11 protein-coding genes and 2 tRNA genes are annotated in these 16,962 nt (G+C 45.3%); 12 read left to right on the top strand and 1 reads right to left on the bottom strand.

What is annotated here, in order from left to right:
• Positions 1–84: 84 nt before the first annotated feature.
• From QO189_RS00135 to argB, 5 genes are all read left to right on the top strand, one after another.
• Positions 85–2,118 (top strand): UvrD-helicase domain-containing protein, encoded by a 2,034-nt coding sequence (locus tag QO189_RS00135; RefSeq protein WP_371530926.1) that lies wholly within the window; start codon positions 85–87, stop codon positions 2,116–2,118.
• 158 nt (positions 2,119–2,276) lie between these two features.
• A complete protein-coding gene (mgtE, locus tag QO189_RS00130; RefSeq protein WP_371530924.1) occupies positions 2,277–3,680 on the top strand; it encodes a magnesium transporter in 1,404 nt (467 codons plus the stop codon).
• A 126-nt stretch (positions 3,681–3,806) separates the two neighbouring features.
• On the top strand, positions 3,807–4,271 hold the full coding sequence (gene dut / locus QO189_RS00125; RefSeq protein WP_371530922.1) for a dUTP diphosphatase: 465 nt from the start codon (positions 3,807–3,809) through the stop codon (positions 4,269–4,271).
• 164 nt (positions 4,272–4,435) lie between these two features.
• A complete protein-coding gene (locus tag QO189_RS00120) occupies positions 4,436–6,310 on the top strand; it encodes a phosphomannomutase (protein ID WP_371530920.1) in 1,875 nt (624 codons plus the stop codon).
• Between the two features lie 74 nt (positions 6,311–6,384).
• Entirely contained in the window at positions 6,385–7,296 is a 912-nt protein-coding gene (gene argB / locus QO189_RS00115) for an acetylglutamate kinase (RefSeq protein WP_371530918.1), read from the top strand.
• Between the two features lie 112 nt (positions 7,297–7,408).
• Here the strand turns inward: argB and QO189_RS00110 are convergent, their stop codons facing one another.
• Positions 7,409–7,780, bottom strand: coding sequence for an arsenate reductase (locus QO189_RS00110; RefSeq protein ID WP_371530916.1), 372 nt, complete (start codon positions 7,778–7,780; stop codon positions 7,409–7,411).
• A gap of 236 nt (positions 7,781–8,016) precedes the next feature.
• Here QO189_RS00110 and leuS point away from each other — a divergent pair, with 236 nt between their 5' ends.
• The 7 genes from leuS (at position 8,017) to QO189_RS00075 (ending at position 16,961) form a co-directional block, all read left to right on the top strand.
• On the top strand, positions 8,017–10,704 hold the full coding sequence (leuS, locus tag QO189_RS00105; protein ID WP_371530914.1) for a leucine--tRNA ligase: 2,688 nt from the start codon (positions 8,017–8,019) through the stop codon (positions 10,702–10,704).
• 50 nt (positions 10,705–10,754) lie between these two features.
• Positions 10,755–11,468, top strand: a complete 714-nt coding sequence (locus QO189_RS00100; RefSeq protein WP_371530912.1) for a hypothetical protein — start codon at positions 10,755–10,757, stop codon at positions 11,466–11,468.
• Between the two features lie 173 nt (positions 11,469–11,641).
• Entirely contained in the window at positions 11,642–12,727 is a 1,086-nt protein-coding gene (locus tag QO189_RS00095; protein ID WP_371530910.1) for a DNA polymerase III subunit delta, read from the top strand.
• Positions 12,728–13,006: 279 nt separating this feature from the next.
• A complete protein-coding gene (locus tag QO189_RS00090; RefSeq protein ID WP_371530908.1) occupies positions 13,007–14,332 on the top strand; it encodes an efflux RND transporter periplasmic adaptor subunit in 1,326 nt (441 codons plus the stop codon).
• A gap of 100 nt (positions 14,333–14,432) precedes the next feature.
• Positions 14,433–16,430, top strand: a complete 1,998-nt coding sequence (locus QO189_RS00085) for a MacB family efflux pump subunit (protein WP_371530906.1) — start codon at positions 14,433–14,435, stop codon at positions 16,428–16,430.
• A gap of 185 nt (positions 16,431–16,615) precedes the next feature.
• A tRNA-Lys gene (locus QO189_RS00080) sits at positions 16,616–16,691 on the top strand.
• 197 nt (positions 16,692–16,888) lie between these two features.
• A tRNA-Lys gene (locus QO189_RS00075) sits at positions 16,889–16,961 on the top strand.
• The last annotated feature ends 1 nt before the right edge of the window (position 16,962 follow it).

Raw genomic sequence — 16,962 nt, 5'->3', positions numbered from 1 at the left:
AGTTTTGATGATGCGCGCTGCGTTTATCTATATTTGTCATATCAGCGCTACCCTCTTTTTTGCTTTTGTCTTACAGGTCACGTTATGAGTCAACTCAATCCCAAACAACAAGAAGCCATGCTCTACGTATCTGGTCCCTTACTCGTCCTTGCAGGTGCAGGCTCCGGTAAGACCTCGGTGATCACACGTAAGATCGCTTACCTGATCCAAGAATGTGATATGCCAGCTGAGCGTATTACTGCTGTGACCTTTACTAATAAAGCGGCACGTGAAATGAAAGCCCGTGTCAGCAAACTACTACCAAGTGAGAAAATGCGCGGGCTGACGGTATCGACCTTTCACCAATTTGGTCTACAGTTTTTGCGCTATGAGTTGATTCATACCCCGCTAAAGGGCAATTTTTCTATCATGGACAGTGACGACAGTAAGCGTTTGCTCATGGAGCTTATGATGCGCGATAACTTGAGTGGCGCTGAGAGTCGCGAGCTCGTTGGCAAGGCTGTCAAGATGATCTCTGATTGGAAAAACGATTTGGTCGAGCCCGATCAGGCGATGGAAACGCTAGACGATCCAGAAGAGATGATTTTTGCCACGCTTTATGCGCTTTATGAGCGTAACTTACGTGCGTATAATGCTGTCGATTTTGATGATTTGATTGTATTGCCAACTAAGATATTACGCGAAAACAGAGAGCTGCGTGACAAGTGGCAAAACCGTATTCGTTATCTATTGGTCGATGAGTATCAAGATACCAATACCGCTCAGTACGAAATGATTAAAAATCTGGTTGGGCCACAAGGACGGTTTACCGTAGTGGGTGATGACGATCAGTCTATCTATGCGTGGCGCGGCGCAAAGCCTGAAAACATGGCATTGCTAAAAGAAGACTTTCCAAAACTGAAAATCGTCATGCTGGAACAAAACTACCGCTCGACTACGCGTATTTTGACTTCTGCTAACGCGGTTATTACCAACAACGAGCATTTATTTGAAAAGAAACTGTGGTCAGATAAAGGCCAAGGCGAAAAGATTCGAATCATCAACTGCCGTAATGACGATGATGAGTCTGAGCGCGTCGCCAAGGAAATCGTCACGCACAAATTGCGCTTTGGCAATGAGTGGGAACAGTATGCCGTACTGTACCGCAGTAACTTTCAGGCACGTATGCTAGAGGCACAATTACGTCAACTGCAAGTGCCTTATAAATTATCAGGCGGTCAGTCATTCTTTGCGCGTAGTGAAATCAAAGACATCATGGGGTATTTGCGTCTGATTTTGAACCCTGAGGATGACAGTGCGTTTTTGCGTATTATCAATACACCTAAGCGCGGTATGGGACCCGCCACGCTAGAAAAACTCGGTTTGTTTGCGCAAGAGCACAGCATATCGCTATTGGCCTCTTGTACCCACGCTGGTCTGACTCATGTATTGCCGTCAAAGGCTTATGGTACGATAAAAGAGTTTGGTGAATTCATCGAGCACTATACGCGTGAGCTGGATCAACACCCAGACCCTGTGCCGATCGTACGCCAGATGATTGATGAGACAGGTTATATTGACTTTGTCCGTAGCGATGCCAAAACGCCGCAACAAGAAAAAAACCGTATTGATAATATCGATATGCTGTACACCAGTATTCAGTCCTTGATTAATCGCGCTGAAGAAGATGAAGACCGAACGATTGATACCATCATTCGTAAGCTGGTTCTGCTTGATATGCTTGAGCAACAGCAAGAAGAAGAGAACACTAACAAAGTCAACTTGATGACCTTGCATGCGGCAAAGGGCTTGGAGTTTGATTTTGTTTATATCATGGGGCTTGAGGAAGAGATGCTGCCGCATCGCAACTCTATCATGAGTGAAACGGTCGAAGAAGAGCGCCGTCTGATGTACGTGGGCATTACCCGTGCGCGTCGTGAGCTGACATTGACGCTCGCGACTCAGCGCCGTGCCGGTGGTCAGATGCGCGTTACCTCAGAATCAAGATTTTTGGACGAGCTGCCTGAGGATCATATTGATTGGCCCGCCAAGGCCAAAAAGAAAAAAGCGACCAAAGACCCAGAAGCCGTTGCTGACGAATATCTGGCCAATATTCGAGCGTTATTGGGTAAGCGTTAATCTTAATCAAAACACTTAAACACCTAAGTAATAAGTACCTAAGTAAAATGCTTGCGAAAACACGCTTTAGACACTGTGCAAAAAGCGATTGTTATAATCGTTATTGTTATTGTTCTTTATATACTGTAAACACTTGACTGTAAAAACTTGGAACACTTATGCCTACCCCGACGCCCAATCAGGAACGAACAGCCATGCTATCAGGAGACTATAATTCGGCTGAATATAGTGCCGAATATAAGCTTCTGTATCTGCAAGGGTTGGTTGCTGATAAAGCATACGAGGCCATTACAGAGTTTTTGGAAAAGCAGTCCGAATATGAGATTGCCAACCTGCTAGAGTCCTTCCCAACTCAAAACCGTCTGTTGATTTGGGCGCAGGTGCCAGAGCACATCAAGGGTGAGGTACTTGCCGAGCTAGATGTCGATACGCGCCAGCCATTGATGGAGAATATTTCTTCTCAAGAAATCTCCTTATTTACCCAAGATCTTGATGCTCAAGACATCTCTGAGATTTTGGACACTGTCACTGAGAGCGTACGTACCTCAGTTATGGCAACGCTCGACGAAGAGACTCGGGTCCAAGTCAATAAGCTTGATACTTATGCCGACTGGGAAGTGGGTAGCTATATGGATCCCGATATTATCCAGATAAGGGATGATATCTATTTGGCAGATGTGCAAAAATGGCTGCGTGAAAACGACGACCTGCTCGATGACGAGAGCCAAGAGCTGCTAGTTGTTGATCAAAGCCAGCAATTGCTAGGGCTACTGAGTCTAGTAGATTTAATTAAGCATAAACAAAACACCTTGGTCTCGGAGCTGATTGACACTGCCATTACGATTAATGATCGCTTGGATATCCAAGATGCTGCGGCGATTTTTCGTTCAGAGGATATTCGTTTTGCGCCTGTCATCAATAGCCATGGCGAGCTGGTTGGTCAACTAAACGGTGAAGATATCATGGAGATTATCCAAGATGATGTCGACAGCACCATGAAAAACCTCGCTGGTGTTAGCCAAGATGAAGAGCTATTCGCGCCTATTCTAACCAGTGCTAAAAGCCGTAGTGTCTGGTTGGGCATTAACCTCTGTACCGCGCTTTTAGCGGCAGCAGTGATTGGACAGTTCGAGGAAGTGTTGGCAGAAGTGGTGGCGCTGGCGATATTGATGCCAGTTGTCGCCAGTATGGGCGGTATTGCAGGCTCGCAAACCTTGACAGTCGTTATCCGCGGTATGGCAATGGGTCAAATCGGTGGTTCTAACCGAGTCTGGCTCCTGAACAAAGAGCTGTGGGTTGGCGCGATAAACGGTATCATTTGGGCGATAATCATGGCATTTATTGCCCAATTATGGTTTCATGACATCAAAATTAGTGCTGTCATTGGCTTTGCCATCGCGATTAATATGACGGCGGCTAATGTCTCAGGAATTAGTATACCGCTGATGCTAAAACGTATGAATATCGATCCTGCACTATCCGCCTCAGTGATTCTAACCACTGTCACAGATATTGTCGGTTTTATGTCATTTTTAGGCTTGGCGAGTGTGTTAATACTCTAGTGAATTGCTGGATAATAAAGTATCCAATAAAAATATAGCATTGCTATTTATATATCGTTGTTGTTTATACAATATTGTTGGATAGTCTTAATTTATAAAACTTCTAAATCGTTAAGTGAGTGTGTTATGCAAGCTGTGCAAGTGAAAGTAGTCAACCCTAAAATTACAGAAAATGAAGCATTTTCTCTACCGACTCGTGCCACCGATGGCAGTGCTGGTATCGACTTACGTGCTTGTATTGATGAGCCTTTAACGATCAAAGCAGGCGAAACTCACTTGATAGGTACAGGCCTTGCCGTTTATATTCAAGACCCTAATTATGCCGGTATGATTCTGCCGCGCTCGGGACTTGGCCATAAGCATGGTATCGTCTTGGGTAACTTGGTTGGGCTGATTGATGCCGATTATCAGGGTGAGCTGATGGTTAGCATCTGGAACCGTAGTGAGAATGACTTTGTTCTCAATCCAAGCGATCGCATGGCACAGTATATCGTGGTGCCTGTTGCCCGTCCTGAGTTTGAAGTGGTTGCAGAATTCAGTGATGAAAGCGTACGCGGTGCTGGCGGATTCGGACATTCGGGTCGTCAGTAACCATTCCTTAGCAAGTAAGTTTTGGACAGCGACTTAAATCGTCACTAAGCTAAATCGTAACCAAGATAGCGACTAGAATTTATTTTTTTACATTAATAGAATATTGCGCTGTCCATTTTCTATTCATAATCACCTATTTACCACGTCAATAAGGAGAATAAGCCATGCCATCTTTTGCGGCGCAGCAATCCTTATTTCGTGCTTATGACATCCGTGGTACAAACACGCATTTCACCGATGAGTTTGTACAAGCGCTGGGCCATCGTTTTGCTCAGCTCTATGGCTCTCAACGCAGCCAATTCACAAAAAATAGCGATACCAGTATTGATACCAATGTTATTACCGCTAGCGATAGCAATGCCGATACGCCCATAGACACTACGCAAAATAATAATGGCGTTGATAATATTAGTATGAAAAATATCGTCGTTATTGGCTATGACATGCGTCATGGCAGCGAATCGATTGCACGTACACTCTCTACTATATTAACCCAACGGGGTTTATGCGTTATCCAGCTTGGTCTTGTTACCACACCCATGATGGCATTTTGGGCAAAGCAGTATCAAGGCCATGGCATTATTGTAACCGCCAGCCACTCTGCCAAAGACATATTGGGTATCAAGTGGTTGGTCAATCATAAATCTCCCAGTAATGTAGAGATACAAACTCTGTATCAACAAATAATCTCTCATACTCATTACTCATCTAAAAATCAGGTCGAGCAAGCAACCTTCTCAAAATCAGACTTACACTATACAAATATTAGTAACAATACTGAACTATCTAGAACGTTGCTTAAAGAGCTACCTGCCAAACAAGTGGCAGACGTCTATATCGCGGCTATCGAGCAAGTCTTTTGTCAGTTGCCTCAGGATAATCAGACAGCACCTACAAAAACTCAAAAAACAGCAGCTAAGCTTGATCTGGTTGTGGTTATTGATTGTATGCACGGTGCCACTGGCAATATTACACAGCGCTTATTTGACCGTTTTTGCCAGCATGTCATTGTGCTCAATGACACGCCAGATGGCAGCTTTCCTCTTGGTAATCCCGATCCAGCCGAGCCCAACCGTCTGACAGCGCTGCAGCAAGCTGTTGCTTCTCATCATGCCGATATTGGTCTGGCATTTGATGGTGATGGTGATCGTTTGATGATCGTTGATAATGATGGCAAAGTGGTCATGCCTGATCACCTACTCTACTTATTAGCACGTATTGCCATTACAGAACGTCCTGATTCTTTGACCAGCTCTTTAGCGTCTGAGGTGCTATTTGATATTAAATGCGCACATCATCTGCCAAAGCTACTGGCGGATCTTGGCGCGATGCCAGTGATTAGCAAAACCGGTAGCAGCTTTATGCGCCAACAGGTACAGCATCCTAATAGTCAAATTGTCTTTGCAGGTGAGCTATCAGGACATTTTATCTTTAATGATGGCCGCTTTATCCCTTATGATGATGCCATATATGCTGCATTACGCTTACTGCATTGGTTTGCCAAGTCTCGTAATATCTCAGATGATAAAAATGCGCTATCAGATATTCTTCAACGCTTGCCCGCCATGGTCAGTACGGCTGATCATTATTTGCCGATGCCGCAGACTGCTAGGACAGATTGCTCAATCATGGAGCAATTAACGAGGGTTTGTACCTATTTGCAAGATTTAGCGAGCGTGACTACTCATGCTGATTTGTTTGATATTTCTGATTACCGACTAGACGCCGCTAATCTACCAACTGCTTTATGTGCGTCACCAGTCTGTACTTGCTCCACCGTCAGATCACATATAGCCGTCGAACAAGCCAAGTCTTTATTACCAGCTGGTACTAGGCTTAGCTGCATTGATGGCGTCCGCTTGGATTTTGCGCACGGATTTGGGGTATTGCGTCAATCAAATACCAGTAATAGCCTGACAGCACGCTTTGCTGGTGACAGCATGGATGACCTAAAAGATATTCAAGCGACCTTTGCCGCGTTGTGTCGCCCATTTAATGCAGAGCTGGCAACACAGATTGTCGCCATGCCTGCTGAATAACTGCATTGAACCTGTATAAATTAAATATGCTAAAAAGAACAACCCATTTAAAACCCGCCCTTTAGGAGTTAGGAATGACACTTAATTTAGATGACGCCAAAAACACCGCCGAGGTATTAACCACCGCACTGCCCTATATTCAGCGCTTTGTTGATAAACTCATCGTAGTGAAATACGGCGGCAATGCCATGACCGATCCTGAGCTTGAAAGCTCATTTGCACGCGATATTGTCTTGCTAAAAACGGTCGGTATGCATCCAGTCGTTGTACATGGTGGTGGTCCACAAGTTGATAACTTACTAAAAGAGTTGGGTCGTCAGTCTGATCGTATTGACGGGATGCGTGTGACTGACAAAAGCACGATGGATATCGTAGAGATGGTGCTTGGCGGTAGTGTCAACAAATCGATTGTTAGCTTAATTAACAAGCACGGCGGGCGCGCGATTGGCCTCACGGGTAAAGATGCCAACTTGATTCAAGCCAAAAAACTGATGATGGAAAAAATCGGTAACGACGGTGTCGCTGTCCCTGTAGATTTAGGGTTTGTGGGCGACGTAGTGAGTGTTAATAAAGACGTCATCAATATGCTCATTGCCTCTGATTTCATTCCCGTTATCGCACCGCTTGGTGTTGATAAAGAAGGCAATACTTACAATATCAATGCAGATCTAGTCGCTGGTAAAGTGGCTGAGTTTTTGCAAGCTGAAAAGCTGATGTTATTGACCAATATCAAAGGTGTATTGGGCCGTGACGGCGAGGTAGTGACTGGGCTAACACCCAAGAAAGTCGATGCCTTAATCGAAGATGGCACGATCTCAGGCGGTATGATTCCCAAAATACAGTGTGCGCTTGATGCGGTACGTAGCGGTGTTAAAAGTGCCGTTATCGTCGATGGACGCGTTCCTCATGCCACGTTACTGGAGATTTTCACCAACGAAGGGGTCGGTACACTTATCAGCCGTGAGATAGACTCATCATTGAGCTAGCAAAATATAGCAATGCTAAATGTAGAAAAGCCCGAGTTAATATGAACGCTCGGGCTTTTTTGTGCAGTTTTATCTTTAATGATGAGACTGGCTTAATTTTTATGAATTAAATTCACGAAAAAACTTTATCAAACTCTGCTTCATCAAAACCGCACAGCAATATTGCTTGATCTTTATCTGCCAACTGACCTTCTACAATCGGACGTTTGATCATGCTGGTATTTTCTACGAGTAAATCTATCGCGGTGTCTACACTAGCATCAGCCGCTTGCTTTTGACTGTCGTCTAGCTTGCGCCATGTCGTTCCACGCTTATTAAGCACTTTATCAATCCCTAACGCATTTACCCAGCGCTGTACCATTTCTTTGTCGACACCTTGTTTTTTATAATCATGAAACTCATAGCTAACGCCTAGCTCGTCTAGCTTGGTAAAGGCTTTTTTCATCGTGCTGCACGACTTGATACCGTAAATACTGATGGTCATTGCGACTCCTTATAGTTACTCATAAATACTTGCGGATGTTTCTATTATACCTAAGGCTGACGGGATATAGAGAATGCTTTACTTTTAATCGTCAAACCTAATAAGCAACTACATCATATCGTCGCAATTTTTGCCAAATTACGCTATGCTATGGCATTGTCAAATTCCACCTATTTTGAACAGTATTAAACAAATCCGTATTAAATAAATCAGTATCAACCAATTTCGAGCCGACTATGAGCAACGCCGTGACAGCAGACCAATCAGAAAACAACTATTATAACCCGCAAGCGATAGAAGCCGCGCAGCAGACCAAATGGGCCACTGACAAGCGCTTTGAAGTCAGCAATGAGCCAAGCGATAAACCAAGTCGTTATATGCTATCGATGTTCCCTTACCCAAGCGGCAAGCTGCACATGGGCCACGTACGTAACTATACGATTTCTGACGTATTAAGCCGTTATTATCGCCTCAAAGGGTATGAAGTCATGCAGCCAATGGGCTGGGATGGTTTTGGCTTGCCAGCTGAAAACGCCGCGATTGCCAATCAAACCCCGCCTGCTGCGTGGACGTTTGCCAACATCGACAACATGCGCGCACAGCTTAAATTACTTGGCCTATCTATTGACTGGTCACGCGAGTTTGCCACTTGTAGCCCTGAGTATTATCAGTGGGAACAATGGCTGTTCTTGCAGTTGTACAAAAAAGGCTTGGTTTATAAAAAGCTATCGACGGTTAACTGGGATCCAGTGGATAATACTGTCTTGGCAAACGAGCAAGTCATCGATGGTAAAGGCTGGCGTAGTGGCGCGGCCGTCGAAAAACGCGACATCCCCATGTATTACTTCAACATTACCGACTATGCTGATGAGCTATTGGATGATTTGGATCAGCTAGAAGGTCACTGGCCATCTGAAGTATTGACCATGCAGCGCAACTGGATTGGTCGTAGTGCCGGTATGGAAGTACATTTTCCTTATGAGCTGGCTGGTGAAGAAAACACGCTAGATGTATTCACCACTCGTCCTGATACGTTGATGGGTGTGACTTATGTTGCTGTTGCCGCAGAGCATCCACTTGCCCAATACGCTGCTGAAAATGATGACATGATCGCTCAATTCTGTGCATTGTGCAAAAAAGGCTCAGTGGCTGAGGCTGATTTGGCCAAAGCTGAAAAAATCGGTATGGATACGGGTCTGACCGTCACTCATCCACTGACTGGTGAAGAAGTGCCAGTTTGGGTCGCCAATTACGTATTGATGAGCTATGGCTCAGGCGCAGTGATGGCGGTACCTGCTCACGATGAGCGCGATTACGAATTTGCGGTGAAGTACAACCTACCGATCAAGCAAGTCATTAATACGCCTGATGGCTACTTTGACGAGCTAAAAGCAGATGCGAAAGCAAACGAGACTGAGGTCAATCTTGCTTATACTGAGCGCAACACTTTGGTCAACTCAGGTGAGTTTGACGGTCTAGACTTTGAGCAAGCGTTTGAAGCAATGCTTGCCAAGCTTGAGCCAAAAGAACTTGCTAAGAAAAAAATCCAATATCGCTTGCGGGATTGGGGTGTGTCGCGCCAGCGCTATTGGGGTTGCCCTATCCCAATGATCAACTGTGAGCATTGTGGTACGGTGCCTGTTGAAGAGCAAGATTTGCCAGTTGTGTTGCCGACTGATGTTGTGCCTGATGGTCGTGGTAATCCGCTTAAAAACATCCCAGAGTTTGTCAATACCACTTGTCCTAAATGTGGCAACCCTGCCGAGCGTGAGACCGATACCTTTGACACATTCGTAGAGTCAAGCTGGTATTACGCGCGCTTTGCTAGCCCAAATGATGCACAAAACATGGTCAACAAGTCTGCTGCCAATAAATGGCTGCCTGTCGATCAATACGTTGGTGGTGTCGAGCATGCAGTGATGCATCTGTTGTATGCGCGCTTCTTCCACAAGCTCATGCGTGATGAAAACCTGGTTACTGGTGACGAACCATTTGCCAATCTAATGACGCAAGGCATGGTGCTCGCTGGTACGTTCTACCGCGTCAATGCTGATGGCAGTACGACCTACTACTTTGCAGAAGACATCGATATCGACTTTAACGAACGCGGTCAACCAATCAAGGCCATCCTAAAGTCAGACGGCCAGCCAGTCACGATCGGCAAAATCGAAAAAATGTCTAAATCAAAAAATAACGGCGTAGATCCACAGCTAACCATTGATAAATACGGTGCTGATACGGTTCGTCTATATACGCTATTTACCGCACCTGCTGATCAAACGCTTGAATGGTCAGATGATGCGCTGAAAGGTCCTTATAACTTTGTGAAAAAAGTATGGCGCATTGCTAACGACCATATGCAAGCGCTAATAGCAGCCAATATCAGCATTGATATGCTGAACGGTGCTATCTTGAACACAGAGGGTCTGAGCAAAGAAGCCAAAAACTTACGCCGTAAAACGCACGAAACCATCGCAAAAATTGATAGTGATTTGGGTGATCGTTTAGCATTGAATACGCCTGTATCAAGCCTGATGGAACTTGCCAATGAGTTATCTGCCTTTAACGCCAGTAGCGAGCAAGAGCTACACGTTAAACACGAAGCGTTGACCAATCTGCTGATTATGCTATCAGTCTATGCGCCGCACGTTGGTGAGCATTTGCTTGAGCAGCTAGGCCTTGATACCTTGACCCTAGACTACCCAGCCGTTGATGAAAGTGCGCTGGTACAGGACATGATCACAATGGTCGTTCAGGTCAATGGTAAAATGCGCGGTAAGATGGATGTCGCACCGAACAGCGATCCTGAGCAACTAAAAGCACAGGCTCGGACGATGGAAAGTGTGGCAAAATTCATCACAGGCGAGATTAAAAAAGAAATCGTCGTACCCAACAAGCTGGTTAATATCGTGGTTGCAGGCTAGTCGCCTAGGCTTAGTGCTCTAAGCCTTTTTATCATATGAGGATAGCGTTTATGTCGTATAAGCATCGAGCTGGACAATCACAACCAACGCCAAGCGCACTGCACTTTGGTACAAAACAATCTGGTGGAAAGAAGATTGCGGCGGCATTGCTCGCAGCATTACCCATGTTTGCGATATTGGGTGCAACGGCGGGTCTAAGTGGTTGCGGTTTTCAACTACGCGGTTATGATACCCCTATGCTACTCAATGATAGCAAGACAGCCGTCATTATCGAAGATAATCGCACCTCATTTCCTCTAAAATTACCATTGACACGCCGCCTAATCACGTTAGGTGTCGATGTCATTGACAATATGACAGTTGATGATGTGATTCGCAGCAATCAACAAGCTGATGCTAAACCGATTGCAGCGATCGATATCAGTAACGTGCGTTTTAAACGTTACGAGTTGGTGGGTGTATTAACAGAGATTCGCTTGGTACTCTCCGCCGATGTCAGCTACCAAACGATCGAGAATGGCAAGCCAGTCACACTTACCAATCCCATTCAAGTCGAGCGTAGCTATCAGTACAATGAAGCCTCCGTCAGTACTGACGATCAGCAAGGCGACCAGATTCGTGATTGGCTCTATGACAGCTTAGCACGCCGTATCACGGATCAATATGTGGCGATTTCTCTACCGAAAGTCGCACCTGCTGCCAAACAGTCTGTACTGCTAAATAAAGGCGCAACGCCAACCGTTGTTGTCGTACCTGAGAAGTAACTTTTAACAAATACTGTTATGAAGCTCTACCATTTGCAGCCATTTGAACAAAAAAATAACGAGCGGGCGTACTGTACTTAATTCATTAGTCAGTCAGCTAAGCAAGTTCGACAGCGCTCGTAATATTTTTGCAAATGCTATCATCTGTTTACCAACCTGTGTCCTACCATGCTATGCAAAATACCTTTATACAAGCTTATCCAAAACTACTGCAGCCTTCGGTTTCGGTAGCGGGCTTGTGGCTGGCGCATGGTGATGAGCCATTACTCAGTCAATGGCTGATTGATGCGCTGCGTCCGCATTGGCGCGCGCAAAACTATGCGATCAAGCGCATAGAGCTGATATCAGTGAAGAGTTGGCAAGAGGTATTGTCAGAGCTTGGCAGCCAGTCTCTATTTGATGATGCCAGTGCGGTAATCGTGACTGGCAATCATAAGCCTGACAAAGCGGTTATTGCTGAGCTTGAGCGCTTTGCTGTTGAGGCGCAAACAGGTACGCACAGTCATAGCGTATTATGGCTAACACCCAAGCAAGACAAACGCAGTCAGAGTAGCAAATGGTTTGCCCCTTTTGCTCAATACGGCACTGTTATTGATTGCAATTTATACAATGAGCAGCAGCGCCAGCAGTTACTACAGATACAGGCGCAGAAGTTTGGATTACGACTGTCGCAAGAAGCGTGGCAGCTCCTCATGTCACACACTGAGCATCATCTACTCAGTGCCTACCAAACGTTATGGCGATTGTCTTATCTGTTTGCACCACAATTAGCTGTTAGCAATAGTGATAATAATGAAGATAACGACCAATCCAATAACTTTACGCAGCCGGTAAATAACGTGGCGTTGGACATCAAAGACTTGCAAGTTGCTTTGGTCAGTGACGCTCAATTTAGTGTGTTTGATTTGTCTGATGCGATGCTCGCGGGTAATAGCACGCAAGTTGCAAAAATCATGTTTCAGCTAAAGGCGACCGATGAGCCAACGACTTTAGTGTTATGGGCAATCAGTAAAGACATGCGGCAAATTATACAACTGATGGATGGACAAGACCCACAAGCACTGGGCATTTGGCGTAGCAAGCAGGGTCTCTATCAACAAGCCTGCCGTCGTCAGTCAAAGTCCCAAACGACCGAGTGGCCTGCTCTGCTCTATCGCTGTGACCAAGCCATCAAAGGCCTTATTCGCCAGCCAGCATGGGAGCTGTTATTGCAAGCAGCATTAGAGCTAGCAGGTAAGCGCTTGTTTGCGATGCGATAGACTATATACTAGTAGTTAGGCACGTCTTTCTGTCTTTGTCCTGCCTATTGCTTTCTTTGTCAAACTTATCCTACTGAAAACTCTTTCTAAAACACACCTCTTTGTTATCCATTGCTAAATATATTCTTTCTAATATTCAACCATTAGCAGCCACTTATTTTCTGTCATGTTATTTGTTCTAAACAAGCCTTAACCTTTCGTAAACTAATTATCATTCCCTTTTGCACATGAAGTCTCTACTATATCTACACTTGATTTAATTGTGATTGGATTGTTGTCATGCGCAAAATGAGCAAAAAGTCTGCTATCAAATGGGGCGTTATCGCCTTAGTCGTCGTAGCGCTAGGGGCTTTAGCCTATACCTTCTTAAAACCAAAAGAGACCACCCCCAACTATTTGACCGCGACAGCTGAGATTGGTGATATTGAAAACAATGTCATGGCGTCTGGTAAGGTCAAAGCCTTAAATACCGTTGATGTCGGCGCACAGGTATCTGGCGAAGTAAAACGCTTGTACGTTGAAGTTGGTGATGAGGTAAAACAAGGCGATTTGATTGCACAGATTGATCAAGTGACCCAAAAAAACAACCTGAGCAACGAACAAGCCAGCCTTGAGCAAAGTGTGGCTGCCATCCAAAGCGCACAAGCAGAATCGTTAAGCAAACAAGCCAGCCTAAAAAGTGCGTATGCCGATCTTGCCAGTCGTCAATCTGAGCTCAAGCAAGCGCAATCTGATTTTGCGCGTTTGCAAGACTTAGTCGCTATCGATGCCATCTCCCAGCAGGAATATGACACACAAGCGACTAGCGTTGAGACCGCAAAAGCAGCCGTTGCCAATGCTCGTGCTGCCATCGACACGGCCAAAGCCGCGATTGCGACCACAGAGGCCAATATCAATAGCCAACAAGCGGCGCTACGTAAGTCACAAACCAATGTCAGCACAGCTGAAGAAGATCTGAGCTATACCACTATTCGTGCCCCAATATCAGGTACTGTGGTATCGATCACAACGGAGCAAGGCACCACTGTCAATGCCAATCAGACCGCACCAACCATTGTCACATTAGCAGATCTATCGACCGTGCGTATCAACGCGCAAATCTCCGAAGCAGACGTTATTAACGTCAACGCAGGTATGCCCGTATATTTCAACATCATTGGTAACCCTGACCAAAAATTTGACTCTGTACTCAAAGCCATTGAACCTGCCCCTGAACAAATCAGCGATACCAGCTCCACCGATTCTGCTATCTATTATGTCGGCTATATCGAAGTACCCAACACCGATCGCCGCTTTCGTATTGACATGACGGCACAGGTTTATGTCGTGATTAATCAAGCAAAAAACGTCTTACTTATTCCTGCTGCTGCCCTACAGCCTGTCGGCAAAACCGAAAAAGCAGTCACAACTAACGATGATCCAAATGCAAAAACAGCCAAGGTTCGTGTCTTGAAAGCGGATGGCAGTGTGGCTGAACAAGTTGTCAAGACAGGTATCAACAACCGCGTCGATGTACAGATTTTAAGTGGCCTGAATAAAGGCGATGAGGTGATACTGAGTGAAGAAGGCCCAGAAAAAGGCGGTAAAGGTGGAAGACCGTTTTAATACCTAAGTAGATAAACCAGCGTCCAATCATGATAGATAAGCGTTTTATAATTTTATATAAGTCATTATACAAGCAGTACTGATATAGGCAGCAGCGTAAATGAACACCAAAAGCCCCAACCCTAATGCCGCAGCAGACACTCCATTGATGCAGGTCAAAGGGCTGATCAGAGAGTTTAAAGCTGGTGAACAAAACATTCGCGTGCTCCATGATATCGACTTGACCATCAATCAAGGCGAGATGGTCGCTATCATCGGCCAGTCAGGCTCTGGTAAGTCAACCTTGATGAACATCTTGGGCTGCTTGGATCAAGCAACGGCTGGTGAATATAAAATCTATGGTCAATCGGTCAGTCGCTTAGACGCTGATGAACTGGCAAAACTGCGCCGTGAGCATTTTGGTTTTATCTTTCAGCGCTATCATCTACTCGGCGATATCAGTGCCAGAGATAACGTCTCAGTCCCTGCGGTATATGCAGGAATGGACGGTCAAACGCGTAGTGATCGTGCCGAAAAACTCCTAGCAGACTTAGGATTGGCAGAAAAAGTCAATAACCGTCCAAACCAGCTCTCAGGCGGGCAGCAGCAGCGCGTTTCCATCGCGCGAGCGCTGATGAACGGTGGCGATATTATCCTTGCAGATGAGCCAACAGGTGCGCTTGACAGCAAATCTGGCGAAGATGTGATGAAAATACTACATGACCTCAATGATCAAGGTCATACCATCATCATGGTCACGCATGACCCCAAACTTGCGGCGCAAGCTGAGCGCGTCATTGAGCTCAAAGACGGTTATGTGATCGCTGATTATAAAACTGAGCATTATCAGCAGACCCATAATGAACCAGAACCTATTTTAGACAACAATCGTAAAAGTGTATTCAGTAGCTTTATTGATCGCCTGCTCGAAGCATTCAAAATGTCCTTACTGGCGATGCGTGCTCATAAAATGCGTACTCTGCTGACAATGCTCGGTATTATTATCGGTATCGCTTCAGTCGTGTCAGTGGTTGGGCTTGGTAAAGGCTCACAGGCGCAAATTTTAGAGAATATCAGTGCGCTTGGCACCAATACCATTACCATCAGTGACGGCTACCCTTACGGCGACCCAAGGCGTCAATACAATGATGATAATCTGACTCCGCAAGACGCTGAGGCCGTCGAAAACCAGCCTTATGTGATCAGTGTCAGCCCCCAACTCGATAGCAATATGAATGTGCGCTACCGCAATGTACAAGAGGCAGCTAGTGTCAGCGGCGTTGGTAAAGACTACCTGACGGTCAGTGGTGAGACGCTAACACAAGGTCAAGGCTTTGATGCGCAAAGTATCGACCGCCGTATGCAGGACATCATTATTGATGACAGTGCCAAGCGAACCTTTTTTCCGGACAATGCCAACCCCATTGGCGAAGTGCTGCTTATCGGTAGCGTACCTGGACGTGTGATCGGTGTTCTTGCACCTAATGATGGTGGTTTTGGCCCCAGTGTCGACACCCCAACGCTCTATATGCCCTACACCACGATGATGTCGCGCATCAAAGGCGGCTCGAACATCGAAAGCTTTGTGGCGTTGATTGATGACAATATCTCTTCTTCCGCTGCTGAATCTGCTATCTCACAATTGATGATAAGCCGTCACGGTACTGATGACTTTCGCATACGCAATTCAGACTCTATTCGCCAGACGATTGAGTCAACGACGACTGCCATGACTTTACTGATCTCATCCATTGCCATCATCTCCTTAGTCGTTGGCGGTATTGGCGTAATGAATATCATGCTGGTGTCTGTCACTGAGCGTACCAATGAGATTGGTGTACGTATGGCCGTTGGTGCGCGCCAAAGTGATATCATGCAGCAGTTCTTGATTGAGGCAGTCTTAGTTTGTATCTTGGGCGGTTTACTGGGGATTGGACTGGCCTTCGCCATTGGTGAATTGATCAATCGTGTGGGCGGCGACAGTTTCAAAGTCATCTATTCACCGACATCTATTATTGCCGCGTTTGTTTGCTCGACACTGATTGGCGTTATCTTCGGCTTCTTGCCTGCGCGTAATGCAGCAAAACTTGATCCCGTCGAGGCACTTTCTCGCGACTAACAAACAATGATCATCACTATTTGAGCAAATATTCAGGGCAAAATAATAGTTTAATGATAAAAAACTAAAAAAAACATGTGATTTTACGAGAGATTTGCACTTTTTTTATCATGTGGGGTTGTAATTGTCAGAATTATATATATAATGTGCTCTCACGTTTAGGGATACAAACACTTTAAACGTTAGGGCTGTTAGCTCAGTTGGTAGAGCAGTTGACTTTTAATCAATTGGTCCCGCGTTCGAGTCGCGGACAGCCCACCATATTTTAGTTTGATCTTTATTAATCGTTCTACCCTATCCGGTAGTTATTTAATAAAGTTAGTTTAAAAAGTTCTTTCACGAGAATTTTTACTTGCAGTAAAATGCAAACCTAGTTTGGATACAGTGTTTTTAGAATTTACGAAAATGTAAATTCTCTTGCACTCAGATGAAGTAATAATTCATTTAATCCTCGCTTAGGGCTGTTAGCTCAGTTGGTAGAGCAGTTGACTTTTAATCAATTGGTCCCGCGTTCGAGTCGCGGACAGCCCAC

This window comes from Psychrobacter sp. Arc29, from assembly GCF_041431175.1.
In the GTDB taxonomy this organism is placed as follows: domain Bacteria; phylum Pseudomonadota; class Gammaproteobacteria; order Pseudomonadales; family Moraxellaceae; genus Psychrobacter.
Note: the sequence above shows the minus strand (reverse complement) of the source record. Positions and strands in the feature narration are given on the sequence as shown.